This window comes from Mesorhizobium sp. M2A.F.Ca.ET.046.03.2.1, from assembly GCF_003952425.1.
GTDB lineage: Bacteria > Pseudomonadota > Alphaproteobacteria > Rhizobiales > Rhizobiaceae > Mesorhizobium.
Genome location: NZ_CP034449.1, coordinates 4,144,509 through 4,163,751 on the forward strand (window position 1 = coordinate 4,144,509; position 19,243 = coordinate 4,163,751).

Annotated in this window: 15 protein-coding genes and 2 pseudogenes; 11 read left to right on the forward strand and 6 right to left on the reverse strand. The window is 60.2% G+C overall.

Going from position 1 to position 19,243, the window contains the following annotated elements:
• Positions 1 to 288: 288 nt before the first annotated feature.
• From EJ072_RS36940 to EJ072_RS19825, 4 genes and pseudogenes are all read right to left on the reverse strand, one after another.
• Positions 289 to 435: pseudogene (locus tag EJ072_RS36940) on the reverse strand (type 1 glutamine amidotransferase domain-containing protein); the annotation flags it as partial.
• Between the two features lie 35 nt (positions 436 to 470).
• Positions 471 to 707: a 4-oxalocrotonate tautomerase family protein gene (locus tag EJ072_RS19815; protein WP_189343055.1), complete on the reverse strand. Its 237-nt coding sequence runs from the start codon at positions 705 to 707 to the stop codon at positions 471 to 473.
• A gap of 40 nt (positions 708 to 747) precedes the next feature.
• Positions 748 to 1,458 (reverse strand): SDR family oxidoreductase, encoded by a 711-nt coding sequence (locus EJ072_RS19820; RefSeq protein WP_126080928.1) that lies wholly within the window; start codon positions 1,456 to 1,458, stop codon positions 748 to 750.
• Positions 1,459 to 1,696: 238 nt separating this feature from the next.
• Positions 1,697 to 2,311 (reverse strand): response regulator, encoded by a 615-nt coding sequence (locus tag EJ072_RS19825; RefSeq protein ID WP_126083686.1) that lies wholly within the window; start codon positions 2,309 to 2,311, stop codon positions 1,697 to 1,699.
• Positions 2,312 to 3,007: 696 nt separating this feature from the next.
• Between EJ072_RS19825 and EJ072_RS19830 the strand changes: the two genes are divergently transcribed.
• From EJ072_RS19830 to EJ072_RS19840, 3 genes are all read left to right on the forward strand, one after another.
• Entirely contained in the window at positions 3,008 to 3,652 is a 645-nt protein-coding gene (locus tag EJ072_RS19830) for a response regulator transcription factor (protein WP_126080929.1), read from the forward strand.
• A gap of 88 nt (positions 3,653 to 3,740) precedes the next feature.
• Complete coding sequence (locus tag EJ072_RS19835) at positions 3,741 to 4,118, forward strand: response regulator (RefSeq protein ID WP_126080930.1); 378 nt, start codon at positions 3,741 to 3,743, stop codon at positions 4,116 to 4,118.
• Positions 4,119 to 4,236: 118 nt separating this feature from the next.
• Positions 4,237 to 5,883 carry an MASE4 domain-containing protein gene (locus EJ072_RS19840; RefSeq protein ID WP_126080931.1) on the forward strand — a complete coding sequence of 549 codons (1,647 nt, stop codon included), beginning with the start codon at positions 4,237 to 4,239 and terminating at the stop codon, positions 5,881 to 5,883.
• Positions 5,884 to 6,905: 1,022 nt separating this feature from the next.
• Here the strand turns inward: EJ072_RS19840 and EJ072_RS19850 are convergent.
• The gene (locus EJ072_RS19850; protein ID WP_126080932.1) at positions 6,906 to 7,574 is read right to left on the reverse strand and encodes a TetR/AcrR family transcriptional regulator; all 669 of its coding nucleotides are present in this window, start codon (positions 7,572 to 7,574) and stop codon (positions 6,906 to 6,908) included.
• A 123-nt stretch (positions 7,575 to 7,697) separates the two neighbouring features.
• On the opposite strand from EJ072_RS19850, the gene EJ072_RS19855 reads away from it, so the two are divergent.
• The 7 genes from EJ072_RS19855 (at position 7,698) to EJ072_RS19885 (ending at position 17,246) form a co-directional block, all read left to right on the forward strand.
• Positions 7,698 to 8,912: an HlyD family secretion protein gene (locus EJ072_RS19855; RefSeq protein WP_126080933.1), complete on the forward strand. Its 1,215-nt coding sequence runs from the start codon at positions 7,698 to 7,700 to the stop codon at positions 8,910 to 8,912.
• A gap of 132 nt (positions 8,913 to 9,044) precedes the next feature.
• Positions 9,045 to 10,580: an MDR family MFS transporter gene (locus EJ072_RS19860; protein WP_245467369.1), complete on the forward strand. Its 1,536-nt coding sequence runs from the start codon at positions 9,045 to 9,047 to the stop codon at positions 10,578 to 10,580.
• A 461-nt stretch (positions 10,581 to 11,041) separates the two neighbouring features.
• Positions 11,042 to 12,331, forward strand: a complete 1,290-nt coding sequence (locus EJ072_RS19865) for an epoxide hydrolase family protein (RefSeq protein ID WP_126080934.1) — start codon at positions 11,042 to 11,044, stop codon at positions 12,329 to 12,331.
• Positions 12,332 to 12,736: 405 nt separating this feature from the next.
• On the forward strand, positions 12,737 to 13,429 hold the full coding sequence (locus tag EJ072_RS19870) for a VOC family protein (protein WP_126083688.1): 693 nt from the start codon (positions 12,737 to 12,739) through the stop codon (positions 13,427 to 13,429).
• Positions 13,430 to 13,659: 230 nt separating this feature from the next.
• A complete protein-coding gene (locus EJ072_RS19875) occupies positions 13,660 to 14,598 on the forward strand; it encodes an NAD(P)H-binding protein (protein WP_210211600.1) in 939 nt (312 codons plus the stop codon).
• Positions 14,599 to 14,658: 60 nt separating this feature from the next.
• Complete coding sequence (locus tag EJ072_RS19880; RefSeq protein ID WP_126080935.1) at positions 14,659 to 15,711, forward strand: alpha/beta hydrolase; 1,053 nt, start codon at positions 14,659 to 14,661, stop codon at positions 15,709 to 15,711.
• Positions 15,712 to 16,478: 767 nt separating this feature from the next.
• Entirely contained in the window at positions 16,479 to 17,246 is a 768-nt protein-coding gene (locus EJ072_RS19885; RefSeq protein WP_245466919.1) for an ATP-binding protein, read from the forward strand.
• A 202-nt stretch (positions 17,247 to 17,448) separates the two neighbouring features.
• Here the strand turns inward: EJ072_RS19885 and EJ072_RS19890 are convergent.
• Positions 17,449 to 17,818 (reverse strand): annotated as a pseudogene (locus tag EJ072_RS19890) (VOC family protein).
• A gap of 260 nt (positions 17,819 to 18,078) precedes the next feature.
• On the opposite strand from EJ072_RS19890, the gene EJ072_RS19895 reads away from it, so the two are divergent.
• A complete protein-coding gene (locus EJ072_RS19895) occupies positions 18,079 to 18,909 on the forward strand; it encodes an NADP-dependent oxidoreductase (RefSeq protein WP_210211601.1) in 831 nt (276 codons plus the stop codon).
• Positions 18,910 to 19,243 lie beyond the last annotated feature (334 nt).

A 19,243-nucleotide genomic window follows, 5' to 3' on the forward strand; every position in this document is an offset into this window, starting at 1 on the left:
ACGAAGACGTCATGGCCTTCACCAAGTCAGCCGCGCAGCGTACGCGTGGATGCGCATCCACCGAGGGACAAAGACCTCGATGATCTGAGAACGACTAAGAACCTATTTGACGAGTTTCGATTGTCGACTTCAACCCACGTGAAGTCGCTCGAGGCGCTCTGCGCACCGAGTATAGCGATACCTGCCTCGACGAGACACGCTCGGCTGATGTCGATCCGATCGACGCTGGCCGTAGGCTTGGAAGGTTGCGAATTTTGCTCTCATAGACCCTATGCGCGCTAAGTCGCGACCCCGACGTCTTAGCTCGTCCTTGACGGGGAAGGGCACCACCTTAGTCAGGTGAACGCCGTCTTCCTTGGAATTGGTGAAGCCGGTGACGCGCTTTCCCTTGACGATGGGCTGCCCCTCGTAGGTCACCTTTTGGAGGGCAGAAGGGGGGCATGATAGACGGCGGCGACTGATCAACGGGATCAACTTCCTGTCGCCGCGCGCACACGCCGGTAGTCGAGCGTAGGCAAGCCGCCCCAGCCCCAGTTGTCCGTGTCGACCTCCTCGATGATGACAAAAGTCGAGTCGAAGGGCTTGTTCAGGACATCGCGCAGAAGCTCGCTGGCGCCCTTGATTAGCGCCGCCTTCTCCTCCGTTGTGACGGACGTTGTTCCTGACTTGGTGCCCTCGCGGGTTACTTGAATGGTAACAATAGGCATGCGGTATCTCCTTGCCAAGTGGATGCGCGAAACTGTTTGGTTAGTGGCCCGCACTTTGCCCGCCATCTACATGCAGGATATCTCCGGTCACGAAGGCTGCCGATTCCAGGTAGAGAATTGCCTCGACGACATCGGCGATTTCGCCCATGTGTCCGACGGGGTGAAGGGCCCCAAGCCCTTCGTGCGTCTCCACCGGATGCATCGGCGTTTTGATGACGCCGGGCGAGACCGCGTTCACCCGGATGCCGCGGCTTGCATACTCGATGGCAAGCGATCTGGTCGCGGCGTTCAATCCACCCTTTGTCAGGGCGGCGAGCGCCGCTGGCACGGCCGCGTTTGGGTGAGCGGCCAGGCTCGTCGTAACCTGGACTATATGGCCGCTGCCGTTCTTCTCCATTTCGGCGGCGGCCCGTTGAGTGATGTGAAAGAACCCAGCGATGTTGACACCCAGGACCGCCATTAAGTCCTCCTCGGTATAGCGGGTGAACGGCTTAGAGATGAAGATGCCGGCGTTGTTGATGAGGGTGTCGATCCGCCCGAACCGTTCCACTCCTGCGGCGATGATGCGCTCGGCCGTCTTGGGATCAGCGATGTCGCCGGACACGACCAGGATGTCGTCGTCGCCCGACCGCTCGATTGACCGCGCTGTTGCGACCACACGGTAGCTCCGACCCCGATACGCGTTGACGAGAGCCGCGCCGATGCCGCGCGACGCTCCCGTGATGACGGCTACCTTTTGATCGTTGCCCAAAGTAATTCTCCTTCCGACCGCTCTTTGTCAAATCGGTGCGATGTAATGCGAATGCTGAAGAAAACCCGGCGCGAAATCGATTGTACGATGGTGTCGTCGATACCTTGGGATTGGTGAGCGAGGATTGTTCAGGGGGCGTTGCACACAAACGCCAATGAGTCGCGTTATCGCGTCAGCAGTGGGTAGTAGAAAGGTAGGGCTCGTGAATGCGCTAACCGCGTCAGCGTCTGCCGCCCTACTATGCCAGGCCGAGCACTGCGGCCATCTTCACAAGATGTGGAAGCGAGCGGGCCTTCATCTTTCGCATGACTTGGCCCCGGTGAGCTTTCACTGTTATTTCGCTGATGCCGAGCTCGAAACCCACTTGTTTGTTCAGTAGGCCGGAGACGACCAGCGCCATGACCTCCCGCTCGCGGCAGCTGAGCGATGCATGGCGATCTTGCAGCGCACCCACCTCCAATTCAAACTCGAGCGCGCTTCTGCTGCGCTCCAGCGCCTCCTTGATGGCAGTCAGCAGCGCGTCGGCGTGGACGGGTTTCATCAGGAACTCAAATGCGCCCGCTTTCATCGCGCTAACAGCCATAGCCACATCACCGAATCCCGTGACGAAGATGATCGGCGTATCGGTCCGCTCGACATTGACGAGTTTTTGCAGATCAAGTCCGCTGATATCCGGAAGATTGACGTCCAAAATCAGGCAATTCGGAACGTTAGGTCGCGGATGAGAGAAGAAAGCCTGGGCGGACTCGAAAATTTCCGGGTACCAGCCAGCAGAGCTGATGAGCGATCTAAGCGACTCGCGGACGGATGCGTCGTCGTCGACCACAAACACGACAGGTTTATCTTGCGGCATAGATGACTTGGGGTCAGCAGTTTTCGCCGACTGTGCGCCTTGCGAAACGTCGTTGACAACCTCCCGCTTGGACCAGCGGGTCACCGCAACGCATCGTTGCAAATTGACAAGCGCCTCTTCAGGGACGTTGATGCGTAAGGGAAGTATCGCGTTATCCCCTTGCGTCTCGCCTGACCGAGCGTCTGCGGCGACGCGTTTGGCTGCCTTCGCAAAAAGGCCAATAGCGCTGGCGGCTGCCCTAATCGCGCGGACGTTGTGCCACTTGGGTTCGTCATTCATGGCGAGGCTCCTGAGTTCGGCAAACGGTAACTTGGCGAGGGAGCGGAGGGTGACGACGATGCAGCGATGCAGGCGGTGGAGTTACGAGCAACGCTCAGTTGCAGTCGGCCCTAGTGACTGATTTCGACCTCTTCAAGTAGTTTGCTGGTATCCTAAGATTCTGTGCTGGATTCGCTATCCAACGATCGGAAGGCGTGCTCATATCAAAGGGTGAGTTGGATAACGCAGATTGCCGTTTTCTGTCCCGCCACGACGCTGCGATTGCGTCGACGGACCTGAGTGTTATTGAGGTTTTACGCAACGCTTGGCTTGAGGAGACTCAGGATGGAAGCGAGCGCGCAGCCTAGACGAATGAACCAACTCCATCACACTTTCGTTTGCTGCACGCCCTGAGTTTCTGGCATACTCTCCAAAGAGATGCCGCTGCCCTCGGACCAGAAATCGATTGTTCACGTGGTCGACGATGACGAATCGTTGCGAGAAGCGTTGCCAGACCTGTTCCTTTCGATAGGGCTCGAAACGCGGACGTATTCAGCCGCACAGGATTTCCTCGCCGCGGCCATTCCGGATTGTCCGGGGTGCCTTATCGTCGATATCCGCTTGCCTGACATGAACGGGCTGGATTTTCAGGCGCAGCTGTCAAAGCTGGGTGTCCAGTTGCCGGTCGTGATGATGACCGGATATGGCGACATTCCCATGTCAGTTCGCGCCATGAAGCACGGTGCAGTGGACTTTCTCCCAAAGCCTTTCAAAGACCAGGACATGCTCGATGCCGTGTTGTCAGCTATTGAACGCGACCGGCAGCGGCGCGCCGTCGATGGTGATGTTTCGAAAATGCGGGAGCGGTTTGCAACACTGACAGCACGGGAGCAGCAGGTAATGCTGCTGGTCACCGAGGGAAAGATGAACAAGCAGGTGGCCGCCGATCTCGGAATCAGTGAGATCACCGCCAAAATTCATCGCGGCGCAGCCATGCGCAAGATGGGCGCGAGGACCTTGGCGGACTTGGTCCGGATGGCGGACATGATCAGCCCCAGGCAGCGGCCGCAAGTGCCGGGCTAACACTCCCGTATAGGTTCCTCATAGCGGCATTACATGCCAGAATATCGATCTTACTATTCACCTTGGCAAAATCCGAGGAAAGGATGATGTGTCAAGAGAGTTCCTAATCGCGGTAGTCGATGATGATGAATCGTTCCGCACGGCTCTCGTCGATAGCCTTGGTTCTTTCGGATATAGTGCACGTGGATTTGCATCTGCGGAGGACTTCATCGCCTGGGAAGCTGACGCGTCTTGGCAATGCGTCATAACTGACATTCACATGCCCGGCATGAGCGGATTTGATCTAGCCCGGCTGCTCACCGGGCGCCGGCGCGGTATGCCTGTCGTTATGGTCACCGCATCTTCAAACCCGGGCATCGACCATCAGGCGGCAGCAATCGGCGTAATCTGTCTGCTTCGAAAGCCATTTAGAACGGAGGAGCTGATCGACTGTGTCGAAAAAGCTCTAAAAATTGAGGAGTCATGATCGGCCGGCAACTCGTAAGAGAATAGCCTGGTCGCATCCAGATTGGGTTGTCAACCATCGATCTCTCGCGCATGCTGGATAAGTCGACTATTGGGCATTGGTACGGATCCTGACTCCAATGACAGAAAGCGGGGAACCGGTGTTTGCGCTGGCCGCGCGCGCTGAGCCCGAGGTGCTGGCGAATGTTCCCCCCACTATCGTTCAGCGCCGGACGGCGCGCGCTTTCCTGCTGGCCCTGCTCTTAATCCTCCTCGGCACTTGGCCGTTTGCGGCCACCAAGCTGCCGGAAATCAACTCGTTTGTGCCGACTCTGGCTGCCGCGCTTTTTGTCAGCGACTGCGTCACTGCAGCTCTTCTGTTTGCCCAGTTCTCCATTTTACGGCAATGGGCACTCTTGGCGATTGCGAGCGGCTACCTGTTCAACGCCCTGATCGTGGTTGCACATGCACTGACGTTTCCGGGAGCGTTCACGCCGACCGGCATCCTGGGCTCGGGATTGCAATCGGCCGTCTGGCTGTACTGGTCTTGGCATTCAGGGCTGCCCCTCGCCATCATCGCCTATGCCTTGCTCAAAGACACGGATCGCACGGCAGATGTCCGCTTCACCGGATATGCCATCAGCCTCAGCATCGCGGGCGTTCTTGCCCTCGTCCTTGGACTGTTCTGGTTTGTTACGCAGCATGAAGATTTGCTGCCTATAACCTTTGTAGACGTGCTTCCTCTCAGCCTATTCCGTCGCGTGATCGGGGGCGTGGTGGTCTTGTCGCTAGGCGGCATTGCTCTTTGGTTGCTGTGGCAACGCCAGCATTCCCTGCTCGATCAGTGGCTTGTGGTCGCCTTGTGCGCGCTCCTGCTCGAGGTGGCCCTGGCGTCCGTGTTGAGTGCCGGCCGCTTCAATCTTGCGTGGTATGCCGGCCGTTTTTATCAGCTCGTGACTGCCACCGTTGTGATGGTGGTATTGCTTGCAGAGATGACACGGCTGTATGCGGGCCTCGCTCGTTCGAACGCGATGCTACAGCAAGAGCGTAAGAGTCTACAGCGCGCGATTGATGCGCAGCGTCGCGAGCGTGACGCTCGACTGATAACCGGCGATGCTGTTGCCGCAACGATTGCACACGAGGTCAATCAGCCCCTTGCTGCTATGATAACGAGGTCCGAAACTGGCTTACGCTGGCTCGATCGCGCGATTCCCGAACTAGATAAGGCGAGAACGGAGTTCATGAAGATCGCCGCTGACGGGCATCGCGCTGCTGCGGTTATCGAGAGCATTCGCGCGAATTTCCGGAAGGATGAACGCGTCAGAACTTCGTTCGACGTCGACAACCTCATTGAAGAAGTGATCGCCTTGCTTAAGGACGATCTGAAAAGTCACCGGATATTGGTCAAGGTTGAACGAATCGCGTGGCCGCTGCGGGTGACGGGAGATCGAATTCAGGTGCAGCAGGTACTTCTCAATCTCGTCACGAATGCAATTGAGGCCATGATTAGCGTGGATGGTCCGCGGGATCTCGCCGTCAGTTCCAGTCTTCGGGACGATGGCGATGTCATGATTTCGGTAGCTGACACAGGCATGGGTATCGACGCACGGGACCTGCAGAGGGTGTTCGATCCACTCTTCACCACCAAATCTCAAGGGATGGGAATGGGCCTATCGATCTGCCGTTCGATCATCCAAGCGCACGACGGCTTGATCTGGGTATTGCCCAACGTGCCACGGGGCTCAATATTTCAGTTCGTTTTGGCATCATCCGTCGGCACGGGGTGAGGGCCTTAAGAGTCGAGACCACGCACCATTTGATCATCATTTCGGAGTCGTCGCGCATTGGACTGCATAGGAGTCGGAATCAGCTGTACTCCCCGTCTAAGCGCGTGCGTTCTTCCATTCGCCGGGTTAGCGGGCCGTAGGATCGATCGCCAGCGTTCGAGTAGCTGCGGCAAGTTTCGGGATTAAGTACGGCCTTCACTCCCAGCAGTGACCTTCGCATCGGTGTGGGCCGGACTTGATCGACGAAGTCGATCTGCCCGTCAGGCACCGCAGTCCATATTGTGGCCGGCAACGCATCCGACAGGGGAGAGATTGATCTCCATTGCCATCCGTTCGCGCGTGCGAGGTTTAGGTGATTTTTGCGCCACCACAATGTGACCGTCCCGTTGTCTCTGTTGCCGCCAATACAAAAGTATCGCCGACACCATCGGGCAATAGATTTGCTTTCTCTGACAGTCGATCTCTGTGCGGCAGCCCAACAGGTCGGGTATACAAGGGGAGGACGTGATGTCAGCAAGATCACTATCGCCCACAGAGCGGGAACTACTTGCCGCGACGGCTGCCGCAGGGGTTGTCGGCTTGCTTCCCGGGACGCTCCGGGCATGGGCCCGAGATGGTTCAATCGGCCCATTCTCCGCCAATATCCCACAGGTGGAGATCACCAAGCTTTGCCAGCGCATTTGCCGCGACCCGGTGTCCGGACCAAGAGACGATCGATGACCGGTCGCGGGGCGTGCAGTTCGCAAGATTGCAGGGGATCGTCCGCTACTGGGGAGCCGAGTACTACTGGCGCAACGACGAAGCTACGCCGAACGATCTCCCGCATCATTACCGAGATCGACAGGCTCGGCATTCACTTTGTCCACGTCCGTTCGAAGCATCCCAATGTCCTGCCGCTAATCATGACGCATGATTGGCTGGGCTTCGTTTCGGCAGATCAAGACGATCGGCCCGCTCACGGATCCAACGGCACTCGGCGGAGGCCCGCAGGATGGTTTCGAACCGGTTCCGCCGTAAATGCTTTAGGTTCGACTAGAAGTCCGTCGTGGCCTGCATCCGTCCAGAAACAGTCGGGCGCAATAGCGCGCGCGTTTCGCGATCTCGGAGCGGCTCGGCGGCGTGCGCTGGCCGAACATAAGGGCGCGCTGGGGTTCCATGATCATCATGCCCCTGAGCATGCCGACCGCCACCGACGGCTCATCGATCTCGATCCTGCCGCGGTCACACTGTCGCTTCACCCAGCGCTCCATCGTCTGGGTGGTGCGGCGGATCGCGAACTCGAAGAAGGCAGAAGCGATTTCCGGAAAGCGTTCGCACTCGGCATAGACCAGGCGAAGTGTCGCGGGCGTCTCCTCATCGAGGGTCAAAGTGCCATAGGAAATGAGAATGTGTTCGAGCGCCTCCTCAATGGGCAACGCATCGAGATGCTCTTCGTCAATCTCCAGAATGAAACGCGAGATCCGATTCGAGACAACGCTTTGAAACAACTCGGCCTTGGTCGGGATCAAACGGTACATGGTCTTCGTGGAGACGCCAGCGCGGTGCGCGACGCGACCCATGCTGGCCCCTGCATAGCCACTGGCATGAAACTCGTCACGTGCGGCTGCGATGATGAGCTGCCGCGTCTCCTCGTCCGGGCGAACCTGCGGTCGTCCGCGCGACCGCTTTGCGACTTTGGTATTATGGACCATGATCGTTTTCCAAAACCCCTTGACTCTCAGTTTCGGCCTGCCTATGTTTCGGAAACTATCAGTTTTCCTAAATAAGGCAAGCCGGTGACCCGGCGCCCCAGCCACGGGGAAAGGAAGCTTACCATGAGCGAGCACCAGGCAGTCTTCACCGCGGAGAAGGCTCTCCCCACCGCCGAGGCGGCACCCGGCCTGGAGCTGCCGCGAGAGCTTCCCATTACTGTTCCGCAGGTTCCGACGGTAGTCGCTGACGTGCCGAACACGTCGCGCAAGCGCTTGCTGCGGAACCTGCTGCTAGCCGGCGCGGCCGTCGCCGTCCTCGCGGGCGCTGCCGATTTCGGCTGGCAGTATTGGACTGTCGGCCGCTTCGAGGTCTCGACCGACGATGCCTATGTCAAGGCCGACAACACGACGATCGCGCCGCGAATCTCCGGCTACATCGCGGCAGTGCTAGTGGATGACAACCAGCCCGTGACGGCGGGGCAGGTCCTCGCCCGCATTGACGATCGCGATTTCAAGGTGAATCTCGAGCAGGCCAGGGCCGAGGTCGGGGCAGCCAAGGCCAACATCGCCAACAAGCAGGCGGCGATCGTCGCCCAACAGTCCGCGATTGAGGCGGCGCAGGCCACGGTTGCGCTCGATCGGGCAAACGCGACGTTCGCCGAGCAGGACGACCAGCGCTATGCCGAACTGGCGAAGAAGGGCTACGGCAGCGTCCAGAACGCCCAGGAGGCGGCCTCGAAGATCGCCGCGGCGCGGGCAGCCGTAACGCGCGATACCGCCGTGATCGGCACCGCAGCCAAGCAGCTCGATGTGATCAAGGCCGAGCTTGCGCAGGCGCAGGCGGCGCTGAGCCGCGCCCAGGCAGCCGAGGCACAAGCCGAGCTGAACCTCTCTTACACCGCTCTCGTCTCGCCGGTTGACGGCGTGATAGGCAACCGCACCTTGCGGATCGGCCAATATGTCCAGACCGGTTCGCAGCTGATGTCAGTGGTGCCAAACCAGACCCCCTATATCATCGCCAACTACAAGGAGACCCAGCTCGCCAACGTGCAGCGCGGAGAGCCGGTGGATATCAAGGTAGACTCCTTTCCCGGGCAGGTCTTCAAGGGCCATGTCGACAGCCTCTCGCCGACTAGCGGCCAGGAATTCGCGCTGCTGCCGCCCGACAACGCGACCGGCAATTTCACCAAGGTGGTGCAGCGCATCCCGGTGAAGATCGTGCTCGACCGGACAAGCCCGCTTTCCGTCGTGCTGCGCCCCGGCATGTCGGTCTACCCGACGATCGACACCAAGGCTGTGGCAACCCAGGTCGCCTCGGCATCGGAAAGCATCCACTGACACCGACCGGACGCCCGTTTCGCCAGCCAGACATGGCAGGAGAGTGCGATGGCCACCATGACGCAAAACATCCAGGTCGGTTCTCCCGGTTCCGCCACCGTAGCGGCGCCTCTTCCCGAGAGAGCGAGCACGATGGCATGGATCGCCGTCCTCGCCGCGATGATCGGCGCATTTATGGCCATCCTGAACATCCAGATCACCAACGCCTCGCTGCTCGACATCGAAGGCGGCATCGGCACCGGCGTCGACAACGGCGCCTGGATCTCGACCTCCTATCTCATCGGCGAGATCGTGGTGATCCCGCTAACGGACTATCTGAGCCGCGTCTTCTCGTTCCGCCGCTACATGCTGGCGAACGCCGTGCTGTTCCCGCTCTTCTCGGCGGCCTGCGCCTTCTCCCACGACCTCGGTTCGATGATCGCCCTGCGCGGCCTGCAAGGCTTCGCCGGCGGCGTCCTCATCCCGATGGCCTTCACTATGGTGCTTACCAGGCTCCCTAAGGCGCAGCAGCCGCTTGGGTTGGCACTGTTCGCGCTCTCCGTCACCTTCGCGCCGGCGGTCGGCCCGACCATCGGCGGCTACCTGACCGAGAATTACAGTTGGCAGTCCATCTTCTTTGTCAATACGCCGCCCAGCATCGTGATGATCGTTGCTCTGTTCTTCACACTGGAGAAGAAGCCGATGCAGCTGTCGCAGCTCAAGGAGGGCGACTGGGCCGGCATCGCTACCATGGCGATCGGGCTTGCGGCCCTGCAGACGGTACTCGAGGAAGGCAACAAGGAGGACTGGTTCCAGTCGCCGTTCATCGTGAAGCTCGCGCTGACGGCGGCCGTGTTCCTGACCGTCTTCGTGGCGATCGAGCTCACCGTGGCGAAGCCGTTGGTCCAGCTGCGTCTCCTCAAGCGGCGCAATTTCGGCATCGGCATCGTCGTCAACGTGCTGGTCGGCGTCGCGCTGTTCGGCACCGTCTACATCCTGCCGCAGTATCTAGGCCAGGTACAGCGCTACAACGCCGAGCAGATCGGGCTTGTGCTGGCTTGGACCGGCCTGCCGCAGCTGCTCATCATTCCGTTCGTGCCGCTGCTGATAAAACGCTTTGACGTGCGGTATGTCGGCTTTGTCGGTATTAGCATTTTCGCCGCAAGCTGTTTCATGAACATCACCCTGTCGCTGGACAGCGCCGGCGACCAGTTCTTTCTGCCCAACCTCGTGCGCGCCATAGGCCAGGCTCTGGTGCTGACCCCGATTACCGTGATCACCACGGCGGGCATCGCACCGAGCGAGGCCGGCGCCGCGTCGGGCCTGTCGAACATGCTGCGCAATCTCGGCGGCGCGGTCGGCACGGCGATGCTTGCGACGGTGCTGACCAAGCGCGAGCAGTTCCATTCGAACATCATCGGCCAGTCCGTCACCTTCGCACGCGAGGAAGTGCGCGACAGAATCGCCCAGCTGACACAATACTTCATGGCGCACGGGGTCACCGATCCGGCTGTCGCGCAGCACAAGGCAGTCGCTGCGATCGGCGCCACGGTGCACCGCCAGGCTCTCATCCTGGGGTTTAGTGACACGTTCGCGGTGATTGGTGTCGTACTTTCGCTCGCCGCGGTTGCCCTGCTCTTTGCCCGCAAGATCCAGATCGGCGGTGCTAGCGGCGGTGGAGGCCATTAGCGACCCGAACCGCCTGCCGGCGGACCTATTATTGCCGATACCAACGTGCAATGGATTGACCTGCTTGAAAGTCGATCTCTGTGCTGGAACCGAGCAGAGTCGGGGACTCTAGCCCGTCCTATTCACGAGGAACTTCGTTCCCTCGTCGCTGAGCGTGTGTGAGGCGTCTTTTCCCCGCAGCTGAGACTGGACCTTGGAATGCGCTGGAGGTCGGCTGATGGAGCTTCATTGCGCTAGGCGCCGTCTGCCTTGCTGGGCGTCCACATCAATCTGCATGTGATCGTGCCGCCCGAGATCGCGCGGTGCTCGCCGCGGGCGAACCGGTTTCCACCTTTGGTCCGATTGCTCACTGCCCTCGCCAATCCGAAAGTATTGCCGATACCATCGTGCAATAGATTTGCGCGTCCTGATAGTCGATCTGTGTCGCACCCGAACAGATCGGGCAGACAGAGGAGGATGTCATGTCAACATTACCGCTCTCGCCTACGCGGCGTGAACTTCTTGCCACCGCAGCTGCGGTCGGGGCCGTCAGCCTGCTTCCCGACCCGCTGAACGCGGCAGCGGGCGGCGACTCGGTCCGCCCCTTCACGTTCAACGCCTCAGACGAAGAGCTGGCCGAGCTTCGACGGCGCATCGCTGCCAGCCGCTGGCCCGACCGCGAAACGGTCGCGGACAATTCGCAGGGCGTGCAACTCGGGACGATCCAGAAACTCGCGCGCTACTGGGAAACCGACTACGACTGGCGCAAGGTCGAGACGCGGCTCAACGCCTTGCCGCAGTTCATCACCGAGATCGACGGGCTCGACATTCATTTCATCCACGTTCGTTCAAAACATGAGAATGCTCTGCCGCTGATCGTCACGCACGGGTGGCCCGGCTCGATCATCGAGCAGCTGAAGATCGTCGATCCGCTGACCAATCCCACAGCGCACGGAGGCAGTGCGTCGGACGCTTTCCATCTGGTGATTCCGTCGCTGCCGGGCTTCGGGTTTTCAGGCAAGCCAACCACGACCGGCTGGGACCCGGCCCGCATGGCACGTGCCTGGGGCGTGCTGATGAAGCGCCTCGGATACACGCGGTTTGTGGCGCAAGGCGGCGATTGGGGTGCGATGGTCTCGGATGTGATGGGTACGCAGGCGCCTCCCGAATTGATCGGCATTCACCTCAACTGGGTTTTCGCGGTTCCACCAGACATCGATAAGGCGATCCAGACCGGCAGCCCGCTGCCCTCCGATCTCTCAGTCGACGAACGACGGGCGTGCGAGCAACTGGCCTTCTTCTACAAGACAGGTGTGGGCTACGCCGTCGAGATGGCGAACCGCCCACAGACATTGTACGGACTCGGAGATTCACCGATCGGCCTGGCAGCCTTCCTACTCGACCACGACCCGCGCAGTTATGAGCTCATCGCACGCGCCTTTGACGGACAACCCGGCGGCCTCACGCGAGACGATGTCCTCGACAACATCACGCTCTACTGGTTGACGAATACGGCGACGTCGTCGGCGCGTATCTATTGGGAAAACAAGTTCGCCTTTTTCGCCCCGAAAGGGGTCGCCATACCCGTCGCCGTGAGCGCCTTTCCTGACGAGGTCTGTACAATCCCGCGGAGTTGGGCGGCGCGGGCGTATCCCAAGCTCATCTACTACAACAAGCTCGATAAAGGCGGGCACTTCGCCTCCTGGGAACAGCCAGAGGTCTTCTGCAGTGAGCTTCGGGCAGCGTTCAGAACCCTCCGTGGATCCATCTGAAAAACGTCGGCGCGCCCATTGACCGGCGAAGACAAACCAGTGGGTAGTAGCCGCTGTACTCGCAACGGCAATCGAAGTACCGATTGCCGGTTCTTAGCCTGGAGATTCATGGCAGGTGGCGGATGCGGGGCAACCGTTGAAATGGCGTAGGATTTGTTTGCTTTGGCCGATCCGCGCGATGTTCCGAAGACCACACCACCCATGAATAATCCTACGCTGCCGCTGACGGGTTTGTCATCTGTTCGCAGCAACTCTGTCCTCGCCCGTTTCGAGTTGGGGATGCCGCCCCGGACAATGGCGTACTCGCTCTGGCCAGGGTGGAAATGCGGCTGCGTGTCGCCGAGCGTCTGGCGCCGTTCGAGCGGCTTGCCAACTCTCAAGACAATAAATCCCGAGGAGATCAACATGAGCAGTACTCAGGAGCGCAGCGAAACTGCAATCGGGACTCCGAAAGCACGGACGCTCGACATGAAGTTCGAGATCGTGGTCATTCCTGTTTCGGACGTTGATCGCGCCAAGAGTTTTTACTGCGGCTTGGGGTGGAGGCTCGACGCCGACTTCGCTGCCGGTGACGACTGGCGCGTGATCCAGTTCACGCCGCCCGGTTCCGAGTGCTCGGTCATTTTCGGCAAGAACGTCACCGCGGCAGCACCCGGCTCCGCTCAGGGACTGTACTTGATTGTCTCTGACATAAAGGCCGCCCGCAACGAGCTGCTTGGTCGCGACGTCGACATCAGCGAGGTTTTTCACGACGCGGGCGGCGTGTATGCGGGCACAGACGAGCCCTACCTGTTTGGGCGAGCTCGGGTCAGCGGCCCGGATCCCGAGCACCGCAGCTACCGCTCGTACGCCTCGTTCAGCGATCCGGACGGCAACGGCTGGCTGCTCCAGGAAGTCACCGCGCGATTGCCCGGGCGTGTCGAAGCGAACCTCACGACATTCACCTCGCCGACCGAGCTGGCGGCCGCGCTCCGACGCGCCTCGGCCGCCCATGGCGAGCACGAAGCGCGGACGGGCGGCCAGCGTGATGAAAACTGGCCGGACTGGTACGCCGCGTACATGGTGGCGGAGCACGCCGGCAAGGAGCTGCCTTTGTGATCAGCGGCTAAGACGTCATCATCATCGGCGGCGGCTCGCCAGGCGAGCACTGCGCCGGTGCGCTTGCAGAAGGCGGGCTACGCGTCGCGCTCGTCGAGGCCGAGCTGGCAGGCTGCGAATGCTCCTACTTGGCCTGCATTCCGTCCAAGACACTGCTGTACCCCGGGAGGCGGTGGCTCCGGCGTTTGTCGCTCGGGGCGGCGGTACAACGCAAATGTAAGGTAAATGATATGACGATGAAATCGACACTTGGGGGCTCGATCCTGGTGACCGGAGCGGCCGGGGACATTGGTGCTATCGGCCGCCACCTCACCGGAATGCTGCTCGCCAAGGGGCATAAGGTGCGAGCCTTGGTACGGCGGGAGGATGAACGCGCTGAGGGCTTGCGCCAGCTCGGGGCCGAGGTTGTGCAGGGCGATCTGACGGATCTTGCCTCGGTGCACCGTGCGGTCGAAGGTTGCCCGCGCATCTATTTCGGAATGTCGATCTCGGCGGCTTATCTCGAAGCGACGGTGAACCTAGCAGCGGTGGCGCGCCACCACGGCGCCGAGGCATTTGTGAACATGTCGCAGATGACCGTGACACAGATGAGCATCACCGATACCACTGGCAGCCCGCAGCACAAGCTGCACTGGCTTGCGGAACAGGCATTGGCCTGGTCGGAGCTGTCGGTTGTCACCGTGCGGCCGACGGTTTTTCTCGAAAGCTTCTTCCTGCGTCTCGCCAAGGCAAGCGTCCGGGACAATGACGAGCTGGCGCTGCCGCTGGGCGACAGCAGGACCTCGCCCGTATCGTCTGTCGATGTGGCGCGCGCCGTTTCCGTGATCCTCGACGAGCCTACCTCTCACATTGGCCACGTTTACAATCTGACCGGATTCGAGTCCGCCGATTTGGACCATTATGCGCGGGTCTTCTCCGAGGTTCTCGGCCGAACGATACGCTATCGCGACGTCCCGCTCTCCGTATGGACGGATGCGCTTCGCGGGTCTGGAGTGCCGACGCACCTACTGAACCACCTCGCAGTGATGGCCGAACTTCACTTGCAGGGGCGCTATGACCGCCTGACGGATGACCTGGTCAAACTCACCGGCAAAACGCCGACAAGCACGTACGACTTCGTGAAATTGCACGCCGCCGAATTCACGCGGGGTGAAGCCGCGGCGGCTTGAGGTGCTGGCCGCCGTGTGCCGCCAGGGTGCACAATCAACCGCGATAACAAGGGCCTGTCTATGGACAAGATCAAGGATCCCGAGAAAATAGATACCCGTCGACGCCTCTTGGTCGGCGCCGCGGCGATGGCAGTTGCAGCCGTGGAATTCGCGGTAAATGCGCGGGGAGAGATTATCACCCAGACAAATACGTCCGACCTGGGCGGAGTGCCGAGATCGTTCGGCTCGCTCAAACAGGTCAACGCCGGATCGCTGAACGTCGGATATGCCGAGCTAGGGCCCGTCGACGGCGCGCCTGTCGTCCTGCTCCACGGCTGGCCATACGACATCCACACCTATGTCGACGTCGCGCCTCTTCTGGCAGCCAGAGGATACTGGGTTATCGTGCCCTATCTGCGCGGCTATGGCAGCACACGCTTCCTGTCGGACGAGACGATGCGCAACAGCCAGCAGTCGGCGTTCGCCGTGGACACGGTCGCCCTCATGGATGCGCTGGGCATCGAAAGAGCTATTGTCGCCGGCTGCGACTGGGGCGCCCGCACGGCAAATATCGTCGCCGCTCTCTGGCCAGCACGGTGCAAGGCGATGGTTTCGGTGAGTGGGTATCTGATTGGTAACCAGCACCTCGGCATGGTGCCGCTGCCGCCGAAGGCCGAACTGCAGTGGTGGTATCAATACTACTTCGCCACCGACCGCGGCCGCGACGGCTACAAGAAATACAGACGTGAGTTCGCCAAGCTGATCTGGCAGCTCGCTTCGCCCAAATGGAGCTTCGATGAGGCTACCTTCGAGCGCAGCGCTTCGGCTTTCGACAATCCAGATCATGTAGCGATCGTAATCCACAATTACCGCTGGCGGCTCGGGCTGGCTGAAGGTGAACATCAGCATGACGAACTGGAGCGGCTGCTCGCGCAAGGCCCCCCAATCAGCGTGCCCACGATTACACTCGAGGGCGACGCTAACGGCGCGCCGCATCTGGATCCAAGTGCGTACGCCAAAAAGTTCTCGGGCAAGTATCAGCACCGGTTGATCGCGGGCAATATCGGTCATAATTTGCCGCAAGAAGCGCCGCAGGCCTTCGCTCAGGCTGTGATAGATGTTGATGGCATTTGACAGCGATCTGGACACGGTTCCTGCTGAGCGAGACTCCGCGACCGGCACCGACCACTTGTCATTGGCGGCATCGCGCGGCGTGTAAGCTGGACGGGCCGCGCATACTTAGGCCTGTTCGTGGTTCAGCTGCGCGCTAGACTAATCGCATCCCAACAACGTCCGCGGGCACACTGCCGACGTGTGGCGCGCTGTTGCCAAATCTACCTGCAGACCGACATCTGGTACGCCAGTGGTTTTTCCGCGTGTTCCGCCACGCAAGGTTGTGAGGCTAGGGGATCTCATGCGGCCCGCTCGCGGGGCAGATAGTCCCAAAGTATTGACGACACCATGGTCCAATAGATTTGCGTTCACACTTGATCGAATCTGTGTGTCGTATCCGTTTAGGCAGTGTGCGGACAGGAATTTGCACCATGAAACTCTGGTCTCTTATCACACAGTCCGCATCAGCCTTTTGCGAATTCGTCGCACCTCGCTACCGACCCGAGCTCCACTACATGCGCGGCCCAGGACCAGCCTACGCGCGCCGCGCGGTCATGGTCGAGGCGAGGTGCGTATTGCCGAGCGGCGAACGTCGATGACGATCGTCCAATAGATTTGCCTGCTCGCTTGACCGATTCTGTGCATCTCATCCGAGTAAGCCGATGTGCGGACAGGAAATCGCACCATGACACTCCGCCACATCGCTGGCTGGTGGCTTCGCCTTCGCCGGTTAGTCGATGGAGACTGCTTGGAAGATTTTTCCGGTTGCCTCCGATGGAGAGAGGGACATGATCGAACAACAGACACGGACATCCTGGTATCGCAGCATGGACGAAAACACCGCTGCGGTGGCAGGCACTGATCCGCGAATACTGCTCGCCTCGATCGTCCACGATTTCAACAATCTCCTCACCCCGATCGTCACGATCATGGAGGAATTGCAACGTCAGCAGGCCGGCTCGCCCAGGCAGCTCAAACGCATCAACGGAGCGATATTTTGCGCATTCCGCGCCAAAACACTGGCACGACAGCTGCTCGATTTTGCGCACGCCCGGAAACTCCGGCCTGCGGCAGTGGATATCGGCCAGCTTCTGGACTCCCTGGAGCCGATCCAGGGAAGCGTGTTGCCTTCGGGCATCATCATTCGGTTCGATGTTGCCGACGATCTTCCAGCGGCCTTCATCGACCGCCAGCTAATGGAGCGGGCATTGCTCAATCTGGTGCTAAACGCCCGCGATGCGATGCCGGACGGCGGAGAGGTCGTCGTTGCCGCCGCCATCGATCGAGAGCCCGGAAGCCGTACCGCGACGCGCGAACCGATGATCCGCCTATCGGTTGCTGATACCGGTATCGGTATGGAGCTGGCGACGCTGCGAAGTGCGGGGGTGCCCTACTTTTCGACGAAAACTAACGGAACAGGCCTGGGCCTGGCGATGGTGAGCCAAGTGATGGAAAGTCAAGGCGGTGGGCTGTCGGTCACAAGTACGCCACACCACGGCACTGCGATTGACCTGTGGCTGCCGGTGATGCCGTCTTCCATTGCCGGCTCACGTTGACGATCGAACGGAAAATTCCCCACTCCGGCCGGAACTCCACAAGCCCGATTTACTCCCGTACCTGGATGATCTCGTCCGACTTCTTGTCGCACAGACCGATGCCAAAGTATCGACAATACCATCGTGCAATGGATTCGTGTCCGTCTTCAGTTGGATAAAAATCATTCCGGGAGAAGTTGCCAATGCGCATGCCATTGCCTTTCTATTCCGTTCTTTCGCAGACGGCGGAAAGCTTGTTTCCGTCCGGATCGCGGACGTAGCATGCATAGAAATTTGCGTGCCGGCTTGCCGTCGTCGGTGCCACCTGAGGCTAGTGCCGCAGCATAGAAGGCATCGACGGAAGCGCGGCTCGGCGCATCGAGCGCCACCATGGAGCCGTTGCCCACAGTGGCGGCCTTCTTGTTGAACGGGATCGTAACCCATAGGCGACTGCGGCTGTCGCCCTCTGGCGCATAACCTATCTCGACCTCGTCGGCCCGATGGCAGGTATAGCCGAGGGCGCCGAGCGCAGCATCATAAAAGTCCCGAGCGCGATCAAGGTCATGTGTCCCAAGTGTGATGTAGAGAAGCATATGTAGCAAACCGGAATTTTTGCGAGCGATCGGAAACGCGCTGTTCCGAATTGCACTCAGCGTTCAAGGCGGCAGCGCTCCCTTGCTTAACAGAAGGAGCAGATCATGTCAGGAGATCAAACCTCACCGGCCACCTTGCCACGGATGATGCTGGCCATCCAGGCCGGGGCGTTTGGAGGCATCGAACAGTTGCAGCTGTTATCGATACCTGTCCCGACCCCGCGCAAGGGAGAAGTTCTCGTAAGAGTTGGCGCTGCGGGGTGGGCCCCTGGGATGCGCTCGCGCGCGAGGGAAAGATCGGGCTCGCACTACCTTTGCCGGTGACTCTCGGCGCCGATCTATCCGGCGTTGTCGTCGAGGTCGGCGAGGGTGTCGAAGATTTGACGAGCGGCGATGCGATTTTGGGAGTTACGAACAATCACTTCGTCGGAGCATATGCGGAGTTTGCGGTGGCGGATGCCTACCGAGTGACGCTCAAACCGGCAGGACTTGGCTTCGTCGAAGCCGGCGGGATCCCGGTCGTTGCCGCGACGGCCCGGTCGATGCTTTTCGACTATGGCGGGCTGCAAAGTGGCCAGCGCGTTCTTGTCCACGGGTCCGCCGGATCAGTCGGCAATCTGGTCGTTCAGCTTGCTCATCATGCCGGCGCGGAGGTGATCGCCACCTGCCGTGCCCGCGACGTCGCTTTCGTGACGAAAATGGGGGCCGATAAGGTAATCGACTTCGAGGCCACTGACTTCGTTTTGGCTGATGAACCCGTCAATCTGGTCATCGATACGGTTGGCGGGGAAACACAGCGCCGGTCTTTCGATGCTATCGTTCCGGGGGGCAGGCTGGTTTCCGTAGTCTCAGCGCCCGACGAGGCATTGGCCGCAGAAGCACAGGTGCAGGCGCATTACTTCATTGTGGACGTGCGACATCCGGCGCTGGAGGAGCTTGGCGCTCTGTTCGCGGATGGCACCCTTCGGGCGAACATTGGTGAGGTCTTGCCGCTCGCCGAGGCTCCGCTTGCCCATGAGATGCTCGCCGGCCGGCCGCATCGCCGTGGGAAGATAGTGCTCGATATCGACTCCGGCTTTAGGAACTGTTGAGTTACGCCAGCGAAGCAAAACACGAAGAAATCGTGAACTGGAATTGAGTGCCGAGCACGTGCCCAACAGCTGGAGAGAGGGAAGGGGAAAAAAGGTGAAGGGGGTTCGTCCGCCCGCAGGTGAAGCCGGAAGGTCGGCGCTGTTCCGCGCAGCGGATACGCGTCGGTCCTGCAGAACGCCGCACCGGCCGCCGGGAGGAACAACGTAGAGACCCTCTTTTGGCGTGCGAGGGAGAGAGGGCGGAGCCCTATTTTCCTCTCTCGACTTATCAACGTCGGCGGTGATCGCGGCCGCCCTCTGAACTGAAAGGAGCCGTCGCCGGCTTACGCCAGAC

What these genes read in the sequence shown, in the direction of transcription:
- EJ072_RS19855 (WP_126080933.1), top strand. Translation starts at nt 7,698, where the DNA reads ATGAGCGAGCACCAGGCAGTCTTCACCGCGGAGAAGGCTCTCCCCACC.
- EJ072_RS19815 (WP_189343055.1), bottom strand. Translation starts at nt 707, where the DNA reads ATGCCTATTGTTACCATTCAAGTAACCCGCGAGGGCACCAAGTCAGGA.
- EJ072_RS19880 (WP_126080935.1), top strand. Translation starts at nt 14,659, where the DNA reads ATGGACAAGATCAAGGATCCCGAGAAAATAGATACCCGTCGACGCCTC.
- EJ072_RS19850 (WP_126080932.1), bottom strand. Translation starts at nt 7,574, where the DNA reads ATGGTCCATAATACCAAAGTCGCAAAGCGGTCGCGCGGACGACCGCAG.
- EJ072_RS19840 (WP_126080931.1), top strand. Translation starts at nt 4,237, where the DNA reads ATGACAGAAAGCGGGGAACCGGTGTTTGCGCTGGCCGCGCGCGCTGAG.
- EJ072_RS19875 (WP_210211600.1), top strand. Translation starts at nt 13,660, where the DNA reads ATGACGATGAAATCGACACTTGGGGGCTCGATCCTGGTGACCGGAGCG.
- EJ072_RS19825 (WP_126083686.1), bottom strand. Translation starts at nt 2,311, where the DNA reads ATGCCGCAAGATAAACCTGTCGTGTTTGTGGTCGACGACGACGCATCC.
- EJ072_RS19870 (WP_126083688.1), top strand. Translation starts at nt 12,737, where the DNA reads ATGAGCAGTACTCAGGAGCGCAGCGAAACTGCAATCGGGACTCCGAAA.
- EJ072_RS19885 (WP_245466919.1), top strand. Translation starts at nt 16,479, where the DNA reads ATGATCGAACAACAGACACGGACATCCTGGTATCGCAGCATGGACGAA.
- EJ072_RS19865 (WP_126080934.1), top strand. Translation starts at nt 11,042, where the DNA reads ATGTCAACATTACCGCTCTCGCCTACGCGGCGTGAACTTCTTGCCACC.
- EJ072_RS19830 (WP_126080929.1), top strand. Translation starts at nt 3,008, where the DNA reads ATGCCGCTGCCCTCGGACCAGAAATCGATTGTTCACGTGGTCGACGAT.
- EJ072_RS19860 (WP_245467369.1), top strand. Translation starts at nt 9,045, where the DNA reads ATGGCATGGATCGCCGTCCTCGCCGCGATGATCGGCGCATTTATGGCC.